Origin of the sequence: Flavobacterium tegetincola DSM 22377 (assembly GCF_000425485.1) — a bacterium.
GTDB lineage: Bacteria > Bacteroidota > Bacteroidia > Flavobacteriales > Flavobacteriaceae > Flavobacterium > Flavobacterium tegetincola.
In genome coordinates, this window is record NZ_KE384389.1 from 53,890 (window position 1) to 73,363 (window position 19,474).

Here is a 19,474-nt window from a genome sequence, read left to right on the forward strand (position 1 = left end):
ATTCAGGATGACAAAGATAGGTTTGGTTTAGTTAGTTGGAAAGAAGTTGCCTACGTTGCGCTATATCTACACAAGGGTGGCTTTTTTTCTTTTATAAACTTTAGTATAAATGTTAAACGTAAGATAGTTGTGACTGTTCCTTACGTTAGCAATGAAAGAGATTCCTACGGAATGACAAAGGAATTAGATGGTGAATAGTAACAAACCGAGATCCTGATTTGCAGCGGCGAACGGAATGATAAATAAATTAGTGCCTATGGTATAAACATAATGAGATTGCCGCGTGCCTCGCAATGACAGATTGCCGAGTTTCACGCAATGACAGATTGCCGCGTTCCTCGCAATGACAAAAAAGAGGTCCCCTAATACCAGTTGCAGCCAGGTTAGAGGACCAAGACAAACAAAACTTACGTTTCATTTAACTTTTCAAAAGTATGCAAAAAAATCTACTTTTTCGGGGCAGGACGGGCTATATGCCGTTCTCCCTACTACAATTGTTGTTACTGTTCTGGTTATCAATAAGTTCTGCTCAAAGTGTTCCGGTCAGCGGAACAGTATTCGATGCGCAAGGTACCTTACCTGGCGTGAATGTAAAACTCAAAAACAAAACTTTAGGTACTACAACTGATGCGAATGGTACCTTTCAAATTATTGCTTCACCGGAAGATACTTTGGTGTTTTCTAGCATTGGTTATGTTACAATCACTACTAAAGTAGGACAACAAACAACGCTGAAAATCATCATGCAATCCGACAAAACTACACTGGAAGAAGTGTTTGTGAATGCCGGCTACTACAAAGTAAAAGACAAAGAACGCACAGGTAGCATTGCCAAGATTACGGCAAAAGAAATCGAAACCCAACCCGTGACGAATTTTCTTGCCACGATGCAAGGCAGGATGGCGGGGGTGAATATTACACAAAATACAGGTGTTGCAGGAGGAGGCTTTAACATTCAAATACGCGGTATTAACAGTTTGCGCAACGAGGGCAATGCCCCTTTATACGTAATTGACGGCGTGCCGTATGCCTCCGACCCGATTGGTTCGGGCAGTTCGGCGAGCATTATGCCTGCATTAACGAGTCCGCTGAACAACATTAACCCCGCCGACATTGAAAGTATTGAGATCTTAAAAGATGCTGATGCCACGGCAATATATGGTTCGCGAGGCGCCAATGGTGTAGTACTGGTTTCTACCAAAAAGGGAAAGAAAGGCGCGACGCGCTACAGCGCCAAGTTCTCACAAGGTTATGCACAAGTGGGTCATTATATGAAGATGCTCAATACCCAGCAGTATGTGGCGATGCGGAAAGAAGCCTTTGCCAATGACGGCATTACGGAGTATCCTGAAAGTGCTTATGACGTAAATGGTACATGGGATGCCAACAGATATACCGATTGGCAACGGGAACTGCTGGGGGGTACGGCAAAGATCACCAATATCAATGCCTCGGTTTCGGGAGGATCGGAGCGTACGCAGTTTTTGCTAAGCACCAATTACGGCTCCGAAACAACGGTGTTTCCTGGAGACTTTGGCTACAAAAAAGCAAACCTGCACTTCAATACCAATCACGAATCGGAAGACGGAAAGTTTCGCATGAGTTTGACGGGGAGCTACACGGTGCAGGACAACAACCAACCGAGTACCGACTTATCCATAGAAGCGTGGATCTTGCCTCCCAATGCACCCGCGTTGTATGATGAAGCAGGGAACTTGAACTGGGAAAACAATACTTTTGAAAACCCGTTGCGAAATTTAAATGGGCTTTCTATTGCGGAAACCCATGATTTGATTGTGAATGGTATTTTGTCCTATGCGCTGCTCCCTACCTTGGAGTTAAAAAGTAATATGGGTTTTACCGACCTCAGTCACTATGAAAGCAGCACGTATCCTTCTACCATCTACAATCCTGCTTATGGAGTAGGCAGTGATAGCTCGCTGAACTTTTACACCAATACGGCACGACAGTCGTGGATCATAGAACCCCAATTGCACTGGAAACCCACTACGGGCACCTTAAAAACAGATGTACTGTTGGGCAGCACCTTTCAAAGCCAAAACAACCGCTTGCAAGGGATGATGGCATCGGGATTTACAAGCAACAGCATGATTTATAACCCTGTTGCCGCCACCACCTTGCGGGTCACTGCCTTTGATGAGTCCGAATACCATTACCAATCTGTTTTTGGTCGTGTTAATTTAAATTGGGAAGACCGTTATATCGTGAACCTTACGGGACGTCGTGATGGATCGAGTCGCTTTGGCCCTGGAAAACAGTTTGCCTATTTTGGAGCCGTAGGTGCCGCATGGCTCTTTAGTAATGAAAACGGATTGAAAGATCAGTCTGTTTTAAGTTTTGGTAAATTGAGAGCCAGTTACGGTACAACAGGAAGTGATCAAATAGGAAACTACCAGTTTTTAAACACTTACACTCCTGCCACCACGCAATACCAAGGTACTGTAGGATTGCAGCCTACGCGACTCTACAATGCTGATTTTGGTTGGGAAACCAATAAAAAAATGGAAGTAGCAATCGAATTGGGCCTTCTGAAAGACCGGATCTTTCTTACCACCGCTTGGTATAAAAACAGGTCGTCCAACCAATTGGTTGGCGTGCCCTTGCCAGGAACTACTGGGTTTGCTACGCTACAAGCCAACTTGGATGCCACTGTAGAGAACAAAGGACTGGAAGTAACACTGCGAACGGAAAACATAAGAACTACCGACTTTAGCTGGACTACAAGTTTCAACTTTTCTAGCGCTACAAATACCTTAAAATCGTTTCCCAATCTCGAAGGTTCAACCTTTGCTAATAAATACATCGTAGGACAGCCTTTGAACATTATAAAAGTATTTCATGCTACAGGCGTAGATCCTGAAACGGGTATCTACACGTTTGAGGATGTAAACGGCGACGGGATTATTACGGCACCCGAAGATCAGCAGTTTGTAAAGGACCTCAACCCTTCCTACTTTGGTGGACTTCAGAACCAATTGCGTTACAAAAACTGGCAATTGGATTTCAGTTTTCAGTTTGTCAAACAAGAGCAGCTGAGTATTCCCGAAGCCTTTGGACTGCCAGGAGCCGTGTCTAATCAAGACGTTTCGGTATTGGACCATTGGCAGCAACCGGGGGATAAGACTCCCAAACAAATTTATACTACAGGTGCCAACGGAGTTGCAGAAGCGGCCTTTTACAATTATACGGCTAGTGATGCAGTAATTAAAGACGCTTCCTACATCCGCTTAAAAAACGTGTCCTTGCGCTTTGAATTTCCGAAGAGTTGGTTTGGAAAAGTAGGTTGTCGTGCTTCACTGGAAGGGCAAAACCTACTGACCTTTACAAAATTCAAAGGCATGGATCCTGAACAAATAGGTGTTGGGCAGTTGCCTCCGTTGCGTGTGATTACCGCTGGATTACAGTTTAATTTTTAATACTTAGAACAGATGAAAAAATTTATAAAAAACAGATTAGAAAGTACAGTACCTCTATATATGATCGTACTGATCGGAAGCGTTTGGTTGCTTAGTTTGCTGAGCAGTTGCGATAGTTTTACCGAAACGAGTATGCCCGTAACGGAAATGAATGAAAATGCTGTATTTGAAGACCCTGCGACCGCCACTGCTGCTTTGACTAACGTGTATGCGCAAGTGCGCGATGCGGGATTGCTTACTGGAAAATCGACAGGAATGTCAAAAATGATGGGGCTTTACAGCGACGAACTTTCATTTTGGGGTGCTAGTAATGATGATAGTGATAAGTATTACAAAAATACCTTAGTACCCACTACAGGTATGCTACGAGAGTGGTGGAACGCCACGTATACGCAAATATATGCCGTTAACTCCGTATTGGAAGGATTGCAAGGATCGGATGCCTTGGAACAAGAATTGAAGCACCAATTAATGGGCGAAGCGAAAGTACTGAGGGCTTTTCTACACTTTAACTTGATTCAGATTTATGGTGCTGTGCCGTACATTACCACGACAGATTATACGGTGAACAGTAAAGTAAAACGTGTAGCAGAAGCAGAAGTAATGGATCACATCATTGCAGAACTTGAGGAGGCAAGTGATTTATTAAATATTGCTTACCCTTCAGAAGAAAGGGTTCGTATCAATAGGTATGTAGCGCAAGCACTGCTGGCAAGAGTATACTTGTATAATGGCAATTGGGGGGAGGCTTCCAACAGTGCCTCAGCTGTACTCAATGCTACAGATACTTACAGTAGTTCGACTACACTCGCAAGCACTTTTTTGAAAGAAAGCACGGCTACTATCTGGCAATTTAGTCCGCGTACGGCCACACGAAACACGGATGAAGGTGCTACTTTTATATTTAATTCAGGACCACCGCCACAAGTTGCCCTAAGCGAATCTTTAGTATTGGCATTTGAAGCTGGTGATTTGAGGAAGGAAAACTGGATCAAAGCTGTGACGGATGGAACGAGTACTTGGTATCATGCGAACAAGTATAAAAAAGTTGGTAACAGCACGCCGCAACAAGAATACTCGATTGTATTGCGGTTATCAGAACAATACCTTATTCGCAGTGAAGCCCGAGCGCAACAAGGAGAACTCATTGGTGCAAAAGAAGATTTAAATGTGGTACGCCTGCTTGCTGGACTTCCTTCCACAACTGCACAATCGAAAGCAGAAATCCTAAGTGCACTTATACAGGAGCGGCGTGTGGAGTTGTTTACGGAATATGGTCACCGCTTTTTTGATTTGAAAAGAAACGGTCTGCTCGATGCTGTGTTAAGCACTACTAAAGCTTCCTGGAATACTACGGATGCATTTCTTCCATTGCCTCAAGAAGAGTTGCTATTAAATTCAAACTTACTGCCTCAAAATCCCGGTTACTAATGCAAATCTCTAACTTGAACATCGTATATCATCGCTTTCTGCTCCTCTTGACTGTTGGAACTTTTTCGTATGTTCAGGCGCAGGAAGTACCACGTAGAATACCTACTCCAGAAGATTATTCGCAGTGGACTATGGTGAACACACAAATGATGGATGCCAGTGGTGAATGGTTGCTATACCGCTTATCAGGAGCACTGAGCGATACTCTTTTTGCACAGTCGACGGTAGGAAAAAAGCGCTATACTTTTCCGGAGGCCAAAAAAGGTTTGTTTGTGAAAGATACCCATTTGGTTGTGCAGCTCAGCGAAGAGGTATATCTCATTGATTTAAAAAAAGATAAAAAACAAACTTTTAGAAATGTGGACCAATTTGATGTAGCGGGAACTAGCTTAGTTTTCTTACTTTCGACCGGAAATGCTAAGACTCTGGAATTACGAAGTTGCAGCGGAGCACTATTATACTCTGTAGCAAACGCAAGTTCCTACAAGATAAATCCGAAAACATCTGATGTTGTTGTTATTATCGAAAAACAAGGGCAATCAAAGTTAATTGTGCTCCATAGGAAAGGAAACCATTTTGTAGAACTACCTGTAAAAAAACAATTCACGAGAATTGTTCAGCTCATTTGGTCATCGAATGGCACACAACTTGCTTTTTTGGAAGAAACAAGTATGGGAATGCTGCTGTATCATTACAACATTCAATCCGAAGCGCTTACATCATTACAAACACTGCAACGTCCTTTAGAAAGCTTACGTATTCCTGCACACACGGCTATAGAATTTTCATTGGATGGAAAACAGATATTTTTTAAAGCAAGATACCGAACAGCACTTGCTAAAAATCCTGAAAATGCTGTGCAGGTATGGAATGCCGGAGATAAATGGATTTATCCCGCAGAACAAATGGTCATGGGATTTTCTCGCAGTTTGCACCTGATGATGTGGAATATACTAACGGATCAATACTTGGAGATTACCGATCCTAAATTACCGAAGGCGATTGTTACCGCTGATGCAAAATGGGCTATTTTGCATAACCCCAAAACCCATGAACCTCAATTTAAGGCAAATGCCGATGTAGATCTATCTCTCATGGAGTTGAAAACAGGAAAACTTAGCCGTTTCTTGCTTGAGCAGTTGGGGAGTGAAGTCCAATTCTATCCGACTCCAGAAGGAAAAAACATTGTTTATTTCAGAAAGGGGGTGTGGTATATCTACAACTTAGAACTAGCAGAACATCATTTATTGACCGATGTCATTGGTATTTCTGCAGACGACAAAAATCATTCTGTTGCGCTAGGACAATCTGTAGGCTGTGCAGGATGGACTGCGGATGGAAAAGCAGTGCTCCTTTTTGATGCATTTGATATTTGGGAAGTTGCCTTAAATGGAACGAGAGTAACCCAGTTGACCCATGGTAGGCAAACGGGTAGTGTGTACCGGATACTAAAAGCGGAACAAACCGACTTGGGTTCTGAATACAGAATGGCAGTATTGCCTATTTACGACCTAAAAAATGGTTTACTCCTTCATGGACGCAGTGCTGACTACAGCACGAATGGTTTATATTTCTGGAATAAAGGCTTGAAAAACGTAGCGGTCTATGAAGACCAAAAAAAAATATACGGCATTGTAAGAAAAGGCAAAAATACTGCTTGGATCTCAGAAAGTTATGCAATTCCACCACAGGTGATGGTAAGCAAAGCGCATGCAAAAGCAAAAACTATTGCTGTAAGTAATAAACAGGAAAACCATTTTGCTCCTAGAAGATTGGAAGTAATTACCTATCAATCAAATACAGGAGCAGAACTTCGAGGACTATTATACTTTCCTTACGGTTTTAAAGAAGGCAAAAAATACCCGATGATTACCTACATTTATGAGCAGCAATCGAATGCCATCCACGAGCACTTATTACCATCCAATTCGACCTCTGAAGAAGGGTTTAATGTCACTCATTACCTTTCAAAAGGCTACTTTGTATTGCTTCCCGATATTGCTTATGAAACGGATTTAGCAGGTAAATCTGCAACTATATGTGTCGAAAATGCGGTAGCGGCTGCACTGAAAATAGCTCCAATCGATCCACAAAAAATGGGTCTTATTGGACATTCTTTCGGCGGTTATGAAACCTGTTTTATCATCACGCAAAGTACCACTTTTGCTTGTGCAGTGGCAGGGTCTGCTATAACTGATTTTACAAGTACTGCCTTATCTGTATATCGAAATCTTAAAGTGCCCAACATTTTTAGAGTTGAAGAATCTCAATCGCGAATAAGTCAATCGGTTACTCAAAATAAAGAGGCTTATATAATTAATTCGCCTATCTATTATGTGAAACAAGTGGAAACGCCTTTATTATCTTGGACTGGACTGGAAGATAGCCAAGTGGAAGCTACTCAAAGTATGGAGCTCTATATGGCGATGCGTCGTGAAAGAAAGAAGCACATCCTACTTAACTATCCTAAAGAAGGGCATGGACTGACCGACATAGGAATGATTGCTGACTTAACGAATAAAATTGAAGGTTGGTTTGATCACTACTTAAAAGATGTACCCGAAGAAACATGGATGCATCCAAAGCAATAGAAAAAAATAAACAATGCAGTCTGATAAGACTGCATTGCTTTTTTAAAAATTATGGTCTGTACAATGCAATTGTACAATTTCCATCTTCGTCTTTTTCCCAAAGACGTGGATTAGCGGGATTTTGACTTACTCGACAAAAAGTACCACTAACGGTTACTGAACAACTTTGGTTTTTCATTACACAAGGAATTGCAAGTTCACTATGCAACTCAAACGGTTGTGTAACAAAATCAGCTTGCTCTTTGGAACTGTTTGCTGTTCCGAAAGCACTTGTCAATGCTAGTACCATTAATAGCACTGGCATGATCACGGTTGAAAATTTAGTTTTCATAATATTAACTATTAAAAATAATGCTTACTCTGTGAACAGGTTTTCAGCTTCCCCTGATACCGATCGGATATATTTTTGTACTGTGATATTCTTATTTTTAAATGAAGTCATTCCTTTTACATATCGATACGATACTTACTTTTTTGGATTATAATACCTCGTAATTTTATCACCCAGGTCTGCTTCAGCCAAAAAAATTCCGGAGAGATAATACAACTTAGTGCCCTCAACTATAAAGGAATCCATGTTTTGATTTTTAACTTTTTCTAGATACATACTGGCGCGATATTGCTTTGTGTTCAAGTCGTAGATATCTATGATACTCGCAGTTTTAAGTTTGTCCGATCTATCCCACTTACCAAGTCTTTCTGATTGAACAAAAATTAAATTAGCATAAACTGCCGCTTTTTTATTGATTACCAGAGGAGGCTGATCAAAAGTTCGTTCCCCATTTTTCAATTGTTTTATTGAAATCTGTGCTCGGCTCACTGTATCAATCGTTTGTATAGAATATGGATCTTGTAGGTTATTATCTGTTGTCACTATTTCATTTCGGTACGTATAGATGTAATGCACTTTTTTTTGATGATTGTTATAAAGCAAAATACCATCTGTATCAAAAAAAGGTACCTCTTGTTTAACCAGTATCTTAGGATTGAGGTACTTTTTGACGCTGTTCTCAATACTAAAAACACCCAGAACATTCGATTCAAACCTGTTACTAAACTGCCGAAAAACTACCTTCACAGAATCTTGAGGCACCGTTAATGTAAATTGAGTACTAATCCCTGCTTGCCATTTTGTTTTCCAGTTTGACACTGATCCTTTATAAATACAAGGAACACTCCCATCCATTAAATAAAAATAATGGCCGACTATATTTAATTTTAGTGATTGGTACTTGCTTAGAATTGTATCAAGTTGGATTTGATGACGTTTTTTTAAATGTAAAGATTTTGTAAACGAAAGTACTGTAAGTGGTGAAGTAAAATTTCCTAAATAAAGAGAATCAGAATTCACTCCTGCAAAATAATATGAATTTACTTCTAAATCGATTATGCGGTCTGCTACATGAACAGGCATTGGGAATTGTCTTATGAAATCGTTTTGTTCACTTACCTTTTTTTCAGAGTTTAAAAAGAGTCCCCAAACGAAGGCTATTGTTAAAGTGGTGCTTACTAAAAGAAAAGCACCTGTTTGTACTGGCGTTAATAAAGCTAGAGATCTACTTTTACTTTTGGAAATTAATAAACCTAAAAGTGCGAGAGTTACAAAAGCTGAATTAAATAAAAGGTGTGTATTCCAGTCCATCTTTTCAAGAATCCCACCACATGAGCACGGAATAAAACTGCTAAAATTTAGAATGATTAGTATGTAGGCTGTAAAAGATACCATTAAAAGATATCCTGAAAATAGTCCAGCTATTTGTGTTCGTGGCAATAATAAAAATACAACAATTACAATTTCGATTAAAGGTACAACTATGCTAAGGGTTCCAGCATAAGAAGTGAGTACAGGTGATTGTCCTAACTGCATACTGAATTTTTCATGCTCCATCAATTTTATAGCTGCTGCGTAGGTAAATAATATTATATAAGAATAATAAATCAATCGAAGTATACTATTTTGTATTTTTGTTAAATTCATGACTTTACTTTTTTATTAAATCTCCATTTCAATACCTTAATTGTTAAGTGTAAAGTTCTGTTATTCAATTGAGTGTGTTGTCATAATTTCGGGAAATCCTATTATTCAATTTCGGAGTTCCTTATTTCATTGGTTCTTTTCGTGTGATTTTCGTTGGATTACAGTTGTATTTTTTAAGAAATGCTTTATAGAAAGTTGTATAATTAGGATATCCACTCTCATATGCTATTGAGACGAAAGACATATTTGTCTGCTCGATTAATGTATAAGCCAATTTTAACCTCTCGTCAGTATATAATTTATAAATGCTAGTCTGATATTTTTTTCTAAAGTCTTCCTTAATTTTGAATTCATTTATATTCAATCGCTCTGCGAATTCCTTTGTTGTAGGTAAGGGCATTCTGAGATTGGTCATTATGTACTCGTAAATTGCTGCTATCTTTAATTCGTCCTTATTCTTATCTATCACAAAATTTGATTGCCTTGTTTGCTCTAGCAAGTTTGAAACAGTACTTATCACTACGATATTACTTGGAAAAAGCTTTTCCACCGTGCAAAAAAAATGAATTTTTTGGTTCAGATTCCCTACAAATGTCAATTTAATTTTATTTGCTGTATTTCGTTTTCCATTGCGCCTATTCTGTAATTTATCATATACTTTTTTAGACTCCTTAGTTATTATGTCGTAAAAATCCATTTGTATTAAAAAATCTTCCTTGTAATCTAATTGCTCTGCTAAGAGTTGATTAAAGCTTTGAATTATGGAACGATCTTTCAGAATTATAAGTGGCTGTAAGAATTTTTTTATAATGTATTTGGGTGCATCATTTCCTAGAGTTTGGAATAGTTGATCAATTTGCTCTGCCAACTCATTTAGAATAGCAGCCACTTGATCTAGCTCGTCCTCCTTTTTTGACTTAATTAAGCGTAACGAAAAGTTACCAGCTGCCATTTCAAAAAGCATTTCATAGATATCTCTTACCCTCTTGTAGTTTACTTGATTATTCATAAAGTTATAATTGAAAAAAAGTGTCGAGGGAAGTCTGACAAATGTAGGTATCCACTACAATGCTTACAAGAAATAGGAGGGTCAATTCACGAATTGACCCTCCTATTTCATTCTTAAATCACTTTTTAAAATATTGTAAAATACTGATTTAAAACAAATTAAAAATAATTTACAATATTTTAAGTTGCAAGGTTTGAGAGAGTTTTTGTTTAAGTAAATTCATATCATTACTTACTTTTTTATCAAGTACTTTCGCATAATGCTGCGTAGTTCTTAAATTTTTATGACCTAACATTTTACTCACGCTTTCTATTGGAACACCGTTCGTCAATGTTACCGTAGTAGCGAATGTATGTCGCGCGATGTGAAAGGTTAGTTCTTTTTCAATTTCACAAACTCCAGCAATTTCTTTTAAATATGCATTCATTTTTTGATTGGACAGAACAGGGAGTAATTTATCTACATTTATACATTGTGGATTGTCTGAATATTTATCAATTATCATTTGTGTTACTGGTAGAATTGGTATTTTAGAAGCTGATTCTGTTTTTTGCCTGTGTGTAAAAATCCATTTCTCACCATCGATACCAAAGTTTATATGCGACTTTGTTAAGTTTTTGACATCAACATATGCTAAGCCAGTAAAGCAGCTAAATATGAAAATATCTCGAACAAGTGAAAGTCTTTGTGTTTTGAAGTCTTTTTCGATGATATTTTGAATTTCAACTTCAGTTAAATAAACGCGTTCAACTTCTTTTACTTTTGATTTGTAGTTTACAAATGGGTTTTTGTCCACCCAGTCGTTAGCAATGCAGGTTTTGATTATTTTGCTAAAGTTCTTAATGTATTTAACGGCAGTATTATTAGCGCAATTTCTGACGCTTCTCAAATAAAATTCATAGTCCATTATGAATGCATGATCTATTTTGCTTAATTCAACATCCGAAGTTCCGTATTTCCATTGCATGAATTCTACTGTGTGCTTTAGAGAGGTTTTGTAGCGCTCTAAAGTACCTGCTGCATATTCTTTACCTATGAGTTCCTTTATTCGATTGTTGTGGTCTTGAAAGACGGGAATAAGTGTTCTCGCTTTTTTTTCATCTTCAAATAAAAGACTTTTAAAATTTTCAATTGATAAAACTTCATTTCTGTGAAGAAGATGCATCTGAACATCAAGAATCTTTGCCTTTACTAAATCTAGATAACTATTTATTGAACGGGAACTTTCAGTAGTGCCTTTCATTTTTGATAGTTGACTTGACCATTTAGATTTATCAATAAATTTTTTAGTGCTGTACTCTAACCTTTTTCCATTGACTGTTAAACGTACATAAATTGGAAGTAAGCCCGCCGCATTGGCTTTTGTACTTTTTGCATAGAAATGCAGTGTAATTTTTGTTATCATAGTGGTGACCTTTTAATTACTATTCAATTTCGAACTTTAATCAATAACAAACAAGATGTATATCTTTTGAACAGCTTGCTGTTCATGTGTTTACGTGTTTGATCTGATTGTTTACGATGTTTTAGCGAGACCCAGATTTCTCTGTTTTTTAAGGTCTCGATTTAGCATCGTATTAATAAAGCTTGAATGCATTATTTGGTACTTAATCAAAATAAAAAACCCTTTAAATCATAAGATTTAAAGGGTTTTGCTACCGTTTAGGATTTTTCTTGCAGAGAGGAAGGGATTCGAACCCTCGATACAGTTGCCCATATACTAGCTTTCCAGGCTAGCTCTTTCAACCACTCAGACACCTCTCTTTATTGGTGTGCAAATAACAATAAAAAAAAGCAATTTACGAAATTTAACGTGTACTTTTTTAAGACAATTCACCACGTAAAGAAGTTTCAAAAATCGTCTTAAAACTACTTGGAGCAACATTTTGCGCAAGCATATACATTAATTTTGTAATTGCAGCTTCAGTAGTAATGTCTTTGCCTGAAATTATACCTAGCTTTTTCAGTTCGGTGCTGGTTTCATATTGTCCCATATTGACGCTTCCGCCAGAACATTGGGTTACATTTACAATATGTAAGCCTTTATTTATAGCCATTTGCAGTGCTACGATGAACCACGAATCCGTAGGTGCATTTCCAGCTCCATACGTTTCAATGACCATTCCTTTTAAATTTGGAATATTAATAATAGCGTGCATTGCACCTTCATTAAATCCGGGAAAAAGCTTTAAAACAAAAACGTTATTGTCTAAATTTTTATGAACTATAAATTTCTTACCCGTTTTCTGTTGTAAAAATAAATGATTTTCTACTTTTAAATGCACACCAGATTCTGCCAAAGCTGGATAATTGGGCGATGTAAAAGCATTAAAATGTTCGGCATTTATTTTAGTCGTTCGGTTTCCCCGGTACAATTTGTATTCAAAATAAAGTCCTACTTCTTGAATAACAGGCTTATTTTTAGCTTGCAAAGAAGCAATTTGAATTGCAGTAATTAAATTTTCTTTTGCATCGGTTCGTAAATCACCAATAGGCAATTGAGATCCTGTAAAAATCACTGGTTTTGCTAAATTTTCCAGCATAAAACTCAACGCAGATGCTGAGTACGACATCGTATCTGATCCATGAAGTATTACAAAACCATCATATATTTCGTAATTTGCCTCAACCATGGTGGCAATTTGATCCCACATTTCTGGATTGATATTGGAGGAGTCAATTGGGTGTTCAAAGGACACGGTTTCAATGGAGCAATCGAGTAATTTTAGCTCAGGAATGCGTTGCAGCAATTTGCTAAAGTTAAACGCTTTTAGCGCTCCAGTTTCAAAATCTTTCATCATTCCGATGGTTCCACCGGTGTAAATCAGTAAAATTTTGGTTTTAGATGGCATTTTCATATTTTAATTTGTTCACAACGGGATTGGCATACATGGCTAAAAAACCAGCACGTTGAACGGGATGGTTCTCGTCAATTCGCATTTCCAAACGACGTTCAAAAAGCGATTTTTCAGCTTCAGAATACAAGTGTTTGTACGTTTCCGTCTGGTGCAAAATGTCGTAAGCAATATAATTTGTAGGCCACAATTTATACGATTGTAAAATAGAATGGTCAATTTCTTGTGCCAAAGCTTGAATTTGCTTGTTAGAATTGTCAAATTCAGCTTTAATGAAATCCAATTCTTCATTTATAACTTTGCCAACATGAATGTGAATTCGTTTTTTCTGACCCATAATCCCACTCATCAACGTAGTGAAATCTTCATTCTTGTTTTTAATGTAAATTTCTTTATTGGCTTCTGCCATCAATTGCGGCATTTTTAAAGCGTCCGTAGGATCATATTCATAAGAAATAGATACAGGAACAATTTTAATTTTCTTAAAATAGTCCATTAAATTGGCTTCATCAGATCCCATTCCCAGCATTTTTAAAACACCTTGATGGGTTGCATCGTTGCCGTCTTTGGTTCTTCCTTCACGTTGTGCAATCCAAACGGAACGGTTTTCACGAAGCAAAAGCTGCCCAATATATTCCGACAATAATTTAGAACTTTGCAACATTTCTCTTGGCGAAAGTCCTCTTTGTACGAGGAAATTCCGGTTCAATTTTGATAAAATGTATAGAAATTCCTTTTGAACCAAATTATCTCCAATAGCCGAAGCAGTCATGACCAATCCATGATCAAAAAGACAGGCGTTTAGCAAAGATGTATCTAAGATAATATCTCTGTGATTGGAAATAAATATATAAGAAGTATTGGGTTCTAAGGTGTCAAATCCGGAAGTGGTCATTCCGTCTGATGATTTTTTTAGCACCTGCGTTAGGGCTTGGTAAATGAAGTTGCACTGAAAATCACGTGTTGAATGTGTTTTCGTGAGTTGGTCTTTCCAATCCTCGTCGGGCAATGCTGGAAAAGCAAAATTCATCAATGCCTTCATCATTGGATGATCCTTGACTTTTAGGAGTGCCGAATTAATTTCGGAATCATAAAACGGACGAATAGCGTCAAATTTATGCATGTTTCTCTTTTATATTTGTTGTAACAAAAGAACAAATTTTAATTGACTTTTGTATTTGATTTTGTTTTAAATGCCAAAAATGTCTTTGGAATTCTGCGTTGTAATTTCGGCAATATTTTCCGAAGTAGTATTATATAATTCAGCTAATTTTGATATGACATTTACCACATAACTGCTTTCATTTCTTTTTCCACGATAAGGTACAGGAGCTAAATAAGGAGCATCAGTTTCCAAAACAATATTAGAGAGGTCAATTTGATTTAAAAATTGGTCTATTTTACCGTTTTTAAAAGTAACAACACCGCCAATACCCAATTTCATATTGTAGGAAATTGCTTCTAAAGCTTGCTCATGGCTTCCTGTAAAGCAATGGAAAATTCCAAATAATTCAGGTGATTGTTCTAGTTTTAATACTTCAAATACTTCGTCAAAAGCATCACGGCAATGGATGTTTATTGGAAGTTTGTATTTTTTGGCCAATTGAATTTGCCTTTGAAAAGCATATTTCTGTTGTTCTAAAAATGTTTTGTCCCAAAATAAGTCAATTCCGATTTCTCCTATGGCATAGAACTTTCGTCGCGCCAGCTCGGATTCCACAAAGGCGAGTTCGCGTTCTACATTTTCATTGACATAAGTAGGATGCAACCCCATCATCAAAAATACATTTTCAGGATATTTGGCTTCAATAGCATACATGTTTTCGGTATACGATGAATCTATAGACGGTACAAAAATACGCTTGACGCCTGCATTAATTGCCCGTTGCATCATCGCGTCTTGATCCTGTGCAAATTCTTCGCTGTAAATATGGGAATGTGTATCGGTAATCATCATTTTATCTGGGAAAGTGGCAAATATACAAACTTTAAAAGTTTTGGCTGTTTTCTGTTTTAAGATTTATGATGTTGCTCTTATTTGGCTTACTTTTGAAATTAGAACAAATGGTTTATAAAATTTTGCATGAAAAAATTACAAGATGTCTTACGGAAGGAAAATTATAGAAAGATAAAATTCAAGGTGACTAAAACACAACATATTACTGTAAAAGCCAGAATTAATGGCGTAAAAGGTGATTTTATTTTAGATACTGGAGCGTCAAATAGTTGTGTGGGATTTGAAAGTATTGAACTTTTTAAATTAAATGCAAGTAAGTCCAAAACTAAGGCGGCTGGAGCAGGAGCAACGGGGATGGTAACGCAACTTGCTTCGGACAATTATTTAGAATTGGGAACGTGGAAATGCCAAGATTTTCATCTCGTAATTTTTGACTTAAGTCATGTGAATGAGGCTTTGCGCCAACATAAAACGAAAGCAGTTCAAGGAATTATTGGTGCGGATGTATTGCTGGAGGGTGATGCAATTATTGATTATTCAAGTAAATCTTTATACTTGAAGAAATTATAAAACCATCAAATTACAACCGCGAATGTCCGAATTGTCAAAGCGTCCAAGTACTTCAAAAGAGCCGTTATCGTACTTTTTTCCTAAATCTTGCGTGGCAATAAAGGAACAGGAATTGATATTTGCCAAATCAATGACATTAATTCCGCCTGTTTTTCCATTGGCAATATAAGTCAAAGGATCTTCTGTATCTCGAATCTGAATGTGCATCCAAGACGGACATTCAAAAATCCCTTCGCCTAAGGAGTAAGCTTGCGACAACAATTCTGTCATGCCGTATTCTGAGTGAATGGCTTTGACGCCAAAACCTTTCGTTAAAATTTCATGCAATTCCTCGCGAATCATTTCTTTTCGACGGCCTTTCATTCCGCCGGTTTCCATGATAATGGTATGTTGTAATTTAAAATTTTGCTTTTCTATTAAATCCAGCAAAGCAAAAGTAACACCAATCAATAGTACATTTTTATTTTGACTCTCTTGTTCTATTAGTTTTTGGACTAAAGCTTCGTAATCATTGAGGTAAAATCCGCTATCGGCATTATTGGAAAGCTGAATGAGATCTTCCACCATGTGAATGAGCGATGAGCCTTGGCGTTCCAAATACGACGGTAAAAGTGCCAAAACCGTGTAATCTTCGATATTGCCATAAAATTGCGAAAACGCTTGGCGGTAACTTTGTTCGTACCAATTCAAATCGGTAATCAAATGCCGACTCGTAACAGAACCCGTTGTTCCAGAGCTTGTAAAAATAGTCTGCGGCTCGTCTGTGGTGGAAACGACATCGTGACTTTTAAAAAACTGAATCGGAAGAAAAGGAATTTGATTTAGAGATTTTACCGTTTCCTTATTTTGTTTGACTAAATCGCAAAACTGTCTGTATACTTCATTATTGTCGTATTGAAAACGAAACACTTTTAGTGCAATTTTCTCAAATTGTTTTTTCGAAGAAATGGTAAATATATCGTGCGTTGCAATCAAAATTTTTTTCTTACAAAAGTAAACAATATACTATAAATAAAAGGCATAAAAAAAAGCTCCAACGTGAATTGGAGCTTTGATTTATCTTTAAAATGTAATTATCGGATCACTAATTTTCTTGTAGCCGTTTTTCCATCTTCAGTGATTTTTACGATGTAAACGCCACCTTTTAAGTTAGAAACGTTTACAGCATTTGTAGTAGATGTTTTAACTACTTGTTTTCCTAATACATCATAAACAACAACTTCTTTAGTAGAATCAGCGTTAGTGTTGATGTAGAAAGTTCCGTTAGTTACTGGGTTAGGATAGATCTTTAGACCTTCGATTTGGTTTTGAGCTACTGATAAATTATCGTTATCAATAACACTAAAGTTGTCATAATATACAACTCCTGCAGCTGAATTTTGAGAATAAGTTCTAGTTTCGAATCTAAAAACAGATGCTGTTGCTGGAGCTGTAACAGTTACTGTATATAATTGCCATGCAGCATTATCTTCACTATAAGTGCTAGGACGAAATTCAGCTTCGTTATCAGCGATTGTTGTAAATCCAGAGGTTAGCCAATAAGACCACATTCTACTTCTTGCGTTAACATCGTTGTCTAAATAACGAAAAGAAATCGTATAGCTATGTCCAGGTATAATCCCTGCAACTTCATTTTGGATTTTTACATTACTGGAAGTGCCGGTTTGATGTTTAGCTGCGTAAGTTCCAGCATATTTAATAGTACTTTCTTGAGTTACGGCAGCAGTGTAAGGAGAAGCACTAAAGCTTGCAAGCGTTGAAGCATCTGTCCAAGTTTCAAAATCACCGTTAGGAACCAAATTTGTTTGTGCATTAGCACCAAGCGCTAAAGCAACTGAAAACAATAAAGTGTAAATTTTTTTCATAGTTTGTTTATTTAAATTATTACGCAAAGATAGTAAGTATTTTGTTTAGATATAAATAATGAATGTAAAATTATCATTAATAAATAGCACGAAGAATTATTAACTATTTGACAATCAGTTTACGGGTTGCTGTAGCGTCTCCTTCTTTAATTTTTATGATGTAAACACCAGAATTTAAAGCGCCCACATTTACTTCCTTGCTGTTTGTATTTAAAGAAGTTTGTAAAACAAGCTTTCCTAATACATCATAAATAGCGATTTCTTTTGCAGAAACGTTTTTTGAAGTAATATAAATTTTTCCGTTTGTAACTGGATTGGGGTAGAAGTTAAGATTTTCGATCGTAACTGACGAAGATTGCTTAGGTTCTTGTGCTTGAGCCGCACTTAAAGCTAAAAACAAAGTTAATAATAAGGTATAAAAGTATTTTTTTGTCATCAGATTGCTAATTAATGCTACAAAAGTATAAAATTTTTTGTTAAGCTTTCTAAATGATATACCAAAATAATGCCAAAAAAAAGCATCCGCCATTATGACGAATGCTTTTTCAATCTATGTTTTATTTGAATTAGAATCCAATTGCCCAAGATGCAGCCCAAGATGGTTTTGCAGCTCCAGCTCCAGCACCAGTGGAAACTCCTTCTGTAATTGCAGCAGCAACATCAGCGGATGCACCAGCTGTATTTTTTCCTTTGAAAGAAGTAGCTACATCCATGAAAGTTACATTTGAAATTTTCAATGCAGTACCGATAAAAGCAATCGTTTCGTCGTGCTCAATATCCGCTCCCACTTTCCATTGACTCAAATACACATTTGTAAAAATTGCTTTAGTTCCTCTTCGCAATTTAATTGCTGAATTTTCGGAAAAATTAGTAGCATCTGCTGTAGCTCCAGGTCCAACTAAACTGATATTTGTAATTGAAGGGTTAGCAATTGGTGTATTTGCAAAACCGAATTCAAAATTATCTGCTTCAATACCTCTATTTCCTTTTCCAAAATCAAGTTTTCCGTACCAGTTGGTGTTTGTTCCATTCCATCCTTCAGTCCAGTCAAATTGGTCGTCTTCGTTTCCTATTGAAATCAAATTAGACGTATTTACTGTTCCTCCAAAAAATTCAAAACCGTCATCAGCTCCATGGATAGCTTGTACATTTTGAAAAACAGTTCCAGAACCTACTCCAAATAAAGAAACGCCATTGAATTCTTTTTCACTGTTAAAAGCAGCACCAGCATATTCAATAACTAAATAGGTAATTGAACCTGAATTGTCATTAGCAATCGTTCCACCGTAAGTCAAATCTGCTACTTCTGATTGAGCTGTTGAAGTTCCACCAGTAACACGATTGATTGGTGCTTTTCCACAAATTACTAATCCTCCCCAGTCTCCAGCTGCTTTAGTAGATAATCCACTCGTCATAATAACTGGTTTTGCTGCAGTACCATTAACGTTTATTTTTCCACCTTGCGTTACGGCAATATAAGAAGCCGTTCCTGCTAATCCTTCAATTTTTGTTCCTGCAGGAATAGTTAATGTTGCTCCACTGTTGATTTGTATTTTTCCAGTCAATTGGTAGACTTTGCTTGCGTCCAAAGTAACTTCTCCTTCAGTTATAGTTCCTTTAAAGTCTGTTGGATCGGCTACAAATGTAGAACCTGGTTCCGATGGTTTTCCATTGTCATCTGATGAACAGCTAGCAAAGAAAGCAGTGCTGATTGCTAAAATTCCAAATACTTTTGTGATCGTTGTTTTCATTTTTAATAGTTATGATTAAGTATGAAGCAA

The 19,474-nt window shown here is 37.2% G+C and carries 15 protein-coding genes and 1 tRNA gene; 4 read left to right on the forward strand and 12 right to left on the reverse strand.

The features are described 5' to 3' along the window. The first annotated feature begins 473 nt into the window (after window positions 1–473). From H602_RS0117120 to H602_RS0117130, 3 genes are read left to right on the forward strand one after another with little or no spacing between them, the layout of a single operon-like run. A complete protein-coding gene (locus H602_RS0117120; RefSeq protein ID WP_026979118.1) occupies window positions 474–3,437 on the forward strand; it encodes a SusC/RagA family TonB-linked outer membrane protein in 2,964 nt (987 codons plus the stop codon). Window positions 3,438–3,449: 12 nt separating this feature from the next. Beyond that, window positions 3,450–4,868, forward strand: coding sequence for a RagB/SusD family nutrient uptake outer membrane protein (locus H602_RS0117125; protein ID WP_026979119.1), 1,419 nt, complete (start codon window positions 3,450–3,452; stop codon window positions 4,866–4,868). Beyond that, the gene (locus H602_RS0117130) at window positions 4,868–7,459 is read left to right on the forward strand and encodes a S9 family peptidase (RefSeq protein WP_084404285.1); all 2,592 of its coding nucleotides are present in this window, start codon (window positions 4,868–4,870) and stop codon (window positions 7,457–7,459) included. Before H602_RS0117125 ends, H602_RS0117130 begins: the two co-directional genes overlap by 1 nt. A 49-nt stretch (window positions 7,460–7,508) precedes the next feature. Here the strand turns inward: H602_RS0117130 and H602_RS0117135 are convergent, their stop codons facing one another. From H602_RS0117135 to H602_RS0117170, 8 genes are all read right to left on the reverse strand, one after another. Then, window positions 7,509–7,790: a DUF6520 family protein gene (locus tag H602_RS0117135; protein ID WP_026979121.1), complete on the reverse strand. Its 282-nt coding sequence runs from the start codon at window positions 7,788–7,790 to the stop codon at window positions 7,509–7,511. A 135-nt stretch (window positions 7,791–7,925) separates the two neighbouring features. Then, complete coding sequence (locus tag H602_RS0117140; RefSeq protein ID WP_026979122.1) at window positions 7,926–9,437, reverse strand: MauE/DoxX family redox-associated membrane protein; 1,512 nt, start codon at window positions 9,435–9,437, stop codon at window positions 7,926–7,928. Between the two features lie 121 nt (window positions 9,438–9,558). Continuing rightward, window positions 9,559–10,446, reverse strand: a complete 888-nt coding sequence (locus H602_RS0117145; protein WP_026979123.1) for a helix-turn-helix domain-containing protein — start codon at window positions 10,444–10,446, stop codon at window positions 9,559–9,561. A 169-nt stretch (window positions 10,447–10,615) separates the two neighbouring features. Beyond that, the gene (locus H602_RS0117150) at window positions 10,616–11,851 is read right to left on the reverse strand and encodes a site-specific integrase (protein ID WP_026979124.1); all 1,236 of its coding nucleotides are present in this window, start codon (window positions 11,849–11,851) and stop codon (window positions 10,616–10,618) included. Between the two features lie 272 nt (window positions 11,852–12,123). After that, window positions 12,124–12,210: transfer RNA gene (locus H602_RS0117155), tRNA-Ser, on the reverse strand. Between the two features lie 59 nt (window positions 12,211–12,269). Next, the gene (locus H602_RS0117160; RefSeq protein ID WP_026979125.1) at window positions 12,270–13,298 is read right to left on the reverse strand and encodes an asparaginase; all 1,029 of its coding nucleotides are present in this window, start codon (window positions 13,296–13,298) and stop codon (window positions 12,270–12,272) included. Further along, the gene (locus tag H602_RS0117165; protein ID WP_026979126.1) at window positions 13,288–14,424 is read right to left on the reverse strand and encodes a 1-acyl-sn-glycerol-3-phosphate acyltransferase; all 1,137 of its coding nucleotides are present in this window, start codon (window positions 14,422–14,424) and stop codon (window positions 13,288–13,290) included. Before H602_RS0117165 ends, H602_RS0117160 begins: the two co-directional genes overlap by 11 nt. A gap of 66 nt (window positions 14,425–14,490) precedes the next feature. Continuing rightward, the gene (locus H602_RS0117170) at window positions 14,491–15,258 is read right to left on the reverse strand and encodes a TatD family hydrolase (protein ID WP_026979127.1); all 768 of its coding nucleotides are present in this window, start codon (window positions 15,256–15,258) and stop codon (window positions 14,491–14,493) included. Between the two features lie 126 nt (window positions 15,259–15,384). On the opposite strand from H602_RS0117170, the gene H602_RS0117175 reads away from it, so the two are divergent. Then, window positions 15,385–15,828 carry a retropepsin-like aspartic protease gene (locus tag H602_RS0117175; protein WP_026979128.1) on the forward strand — a complete coding sequence of 148 codons (444 nt, stop codon included), beginning with the start codon at window positions 15,385–15,387 and terminating at the stop codon, window positions 15,826–15,828. Here the strand turns inward: H602_RS0117175 and H602_RS0117180 are convergent. The 4 genes from H602_RS0117180 to H602_RS0117200 form a co-directional block, all read right to left on the reverse strand. Beyond that, complete coding sequence (locus H602_RS0117180; protein ID WP_026979129.1) at window positions 15,823–16,803, reverse strand: LuxE/PaaK family acyltransferase; 981 nt, start codon at window positions 16,801–16,803, stop codon at window positions 15,823–15,825. The genes H602_RS0117175 and H602_RS0117180 overlap by 6 nt on opposite strands. A 98-nt stretch (window positions 16,804–16,901) precedes the next feature. Then, complete coding sequence (locus H602_RS19510; RefSeq protein ID WP_051224629.1) at window positions 16,902–17,693, reverse strand: T9SS type A sorting domain-containing protein; 792 nt, start codon at window positions 17,691–17,693, stop codon at window positions 16,902–16,904. A gap of 103 nt (window positions 17,694–17,796) precedes the next feature. After that, window positions 17,797–18,129 carry a T9SS type A sorting domain-containing protein gene (locus H602_RS0117195; protein WP_026979130.1) on the reverse strand — a complete coding sequence of 111 codons (333 nt, stop codon included), beginning with the start codon at window positions 18,127–18,129 and terminating at the stop codon, window positions 17,797–17,799. Between the two features lie 130 nt (window positions 18,130–18,259). After that, on the reverse strand, window positions 18,260–19,444 hold the full coding sequence (locus H602_RS0117200) for a hypothetical protein (RefSeq protein ID WP_026979131.1): 1,185 nt from the start codon (window positions 19,442–19,444) through the stop codon (window positions 18,260–18,262). Window positions 19,445–19,474 lie beyond the last annotated feature (30 nt).

What these genes read in the sequence shown, in the direction of transcription:
- H602_RS0117150 (WP_026979124.1), bottom strand. Translation starts at nt 11,851, where the DNA reads ATGATAACAAAAATTACACTGCATTTCTATGCAAAAAGTACAAAAGCC.
- H602_RS0117120 (WP_026979118.1), top strand. Translation starts at nt 474, where the DNA reads ATGCCGTTCTCCCTACTACAATTGTTGTTACTGTTCTGGTTATCAATA.
- H602_RS0117125 (WP_026979119.1), top strand. Translation starts at nt 3,450, where the DNA reads ATGAAAAAATTTATAAAAAACAGATTAGAAAGTACAGTACCTCTATAT.
- H602_RS0117160 (WP_026979125.1), bottom strand. Translation starts at nt 13,298, where the DNA reads ATGCCATCTAAAACCAAAATTTTACTGATTTACACCGGTGGAACCATC.
- H602_RS0117145 (WP_026979123.1), bottom strand. Translation starts at nt 10,446, where the DNA reads ATGAATAATCAAGTAAACTACAAGAGGGTAAGAGATATCTATGAAATG.
- H602_RS0117200 (WP_026979131.1), bottom strand. Translation starts at nt 19,444, where the DNA reads ATGAAAACAACGATCACAAAAGTATTTGGAATTTTAGCAATCAGCACT.
- H602_RS0117135 (WP_026979121.1), bottom strand. Translation starts at nt 7,790, where the DNA reads ATGAAAACTAAATTTTCAACCGTGATCATGCCAGTGCTATTAATGGTA.
- H602_RS0117170 (WP_026979127.1), bottom strand. Translation starts at nt 15,258, where the DNA reads ATGATGATTACCGATACACATTCCCATATTTACAGCGAAGAATTTGCA.
- H602_RS0117175 (WP_026979128.1), top strand. Translation starts at nt 15,385, where the DNA reads ATGAAAAAATTACAAGATGTCTTACGGAAGGAAAATTATAGAAAGATA.
- H602_RS0117140 (WP_026979122.1), bottom strand. Translation starts at nt 9,437, where the DNA reads ATGAATTTAACAAAAATACAAAATAGTATACTTCGATTGATTTATTAT.
- H602_RS19510 (WP_051224629.1), bottom strand. Translation starts at nt 17,693, where the DNA reads ATGAAAAAAATTTACACTTTATTGTTTTCAGTTGCTTTAGCGCTTGGT.
- H602_RS0117130 (WP_084404285.1), top strand. Translation starts at nt 4,868, where the DNA reads ATGCAAATCTCTAACTTGAACATCGTATATCATCGCTTTCTGCTCCTC.
- H602_RS0117195 (WP_026979130.1), bottom strand. Translation starts at nt 18,129, where the DNA reads ATGACAAAAAAATACTTTTATACCTTATTATTAACTTTGTTTTTAGCT.
- H602_RS0117165 (WP_026979126.1), bottom strand. Translation starts at nt 14,424, where the DNA reads ATGCATAAATTTGACGCTATTCGTCCGTTTTATGATTCCGAAATTAAT.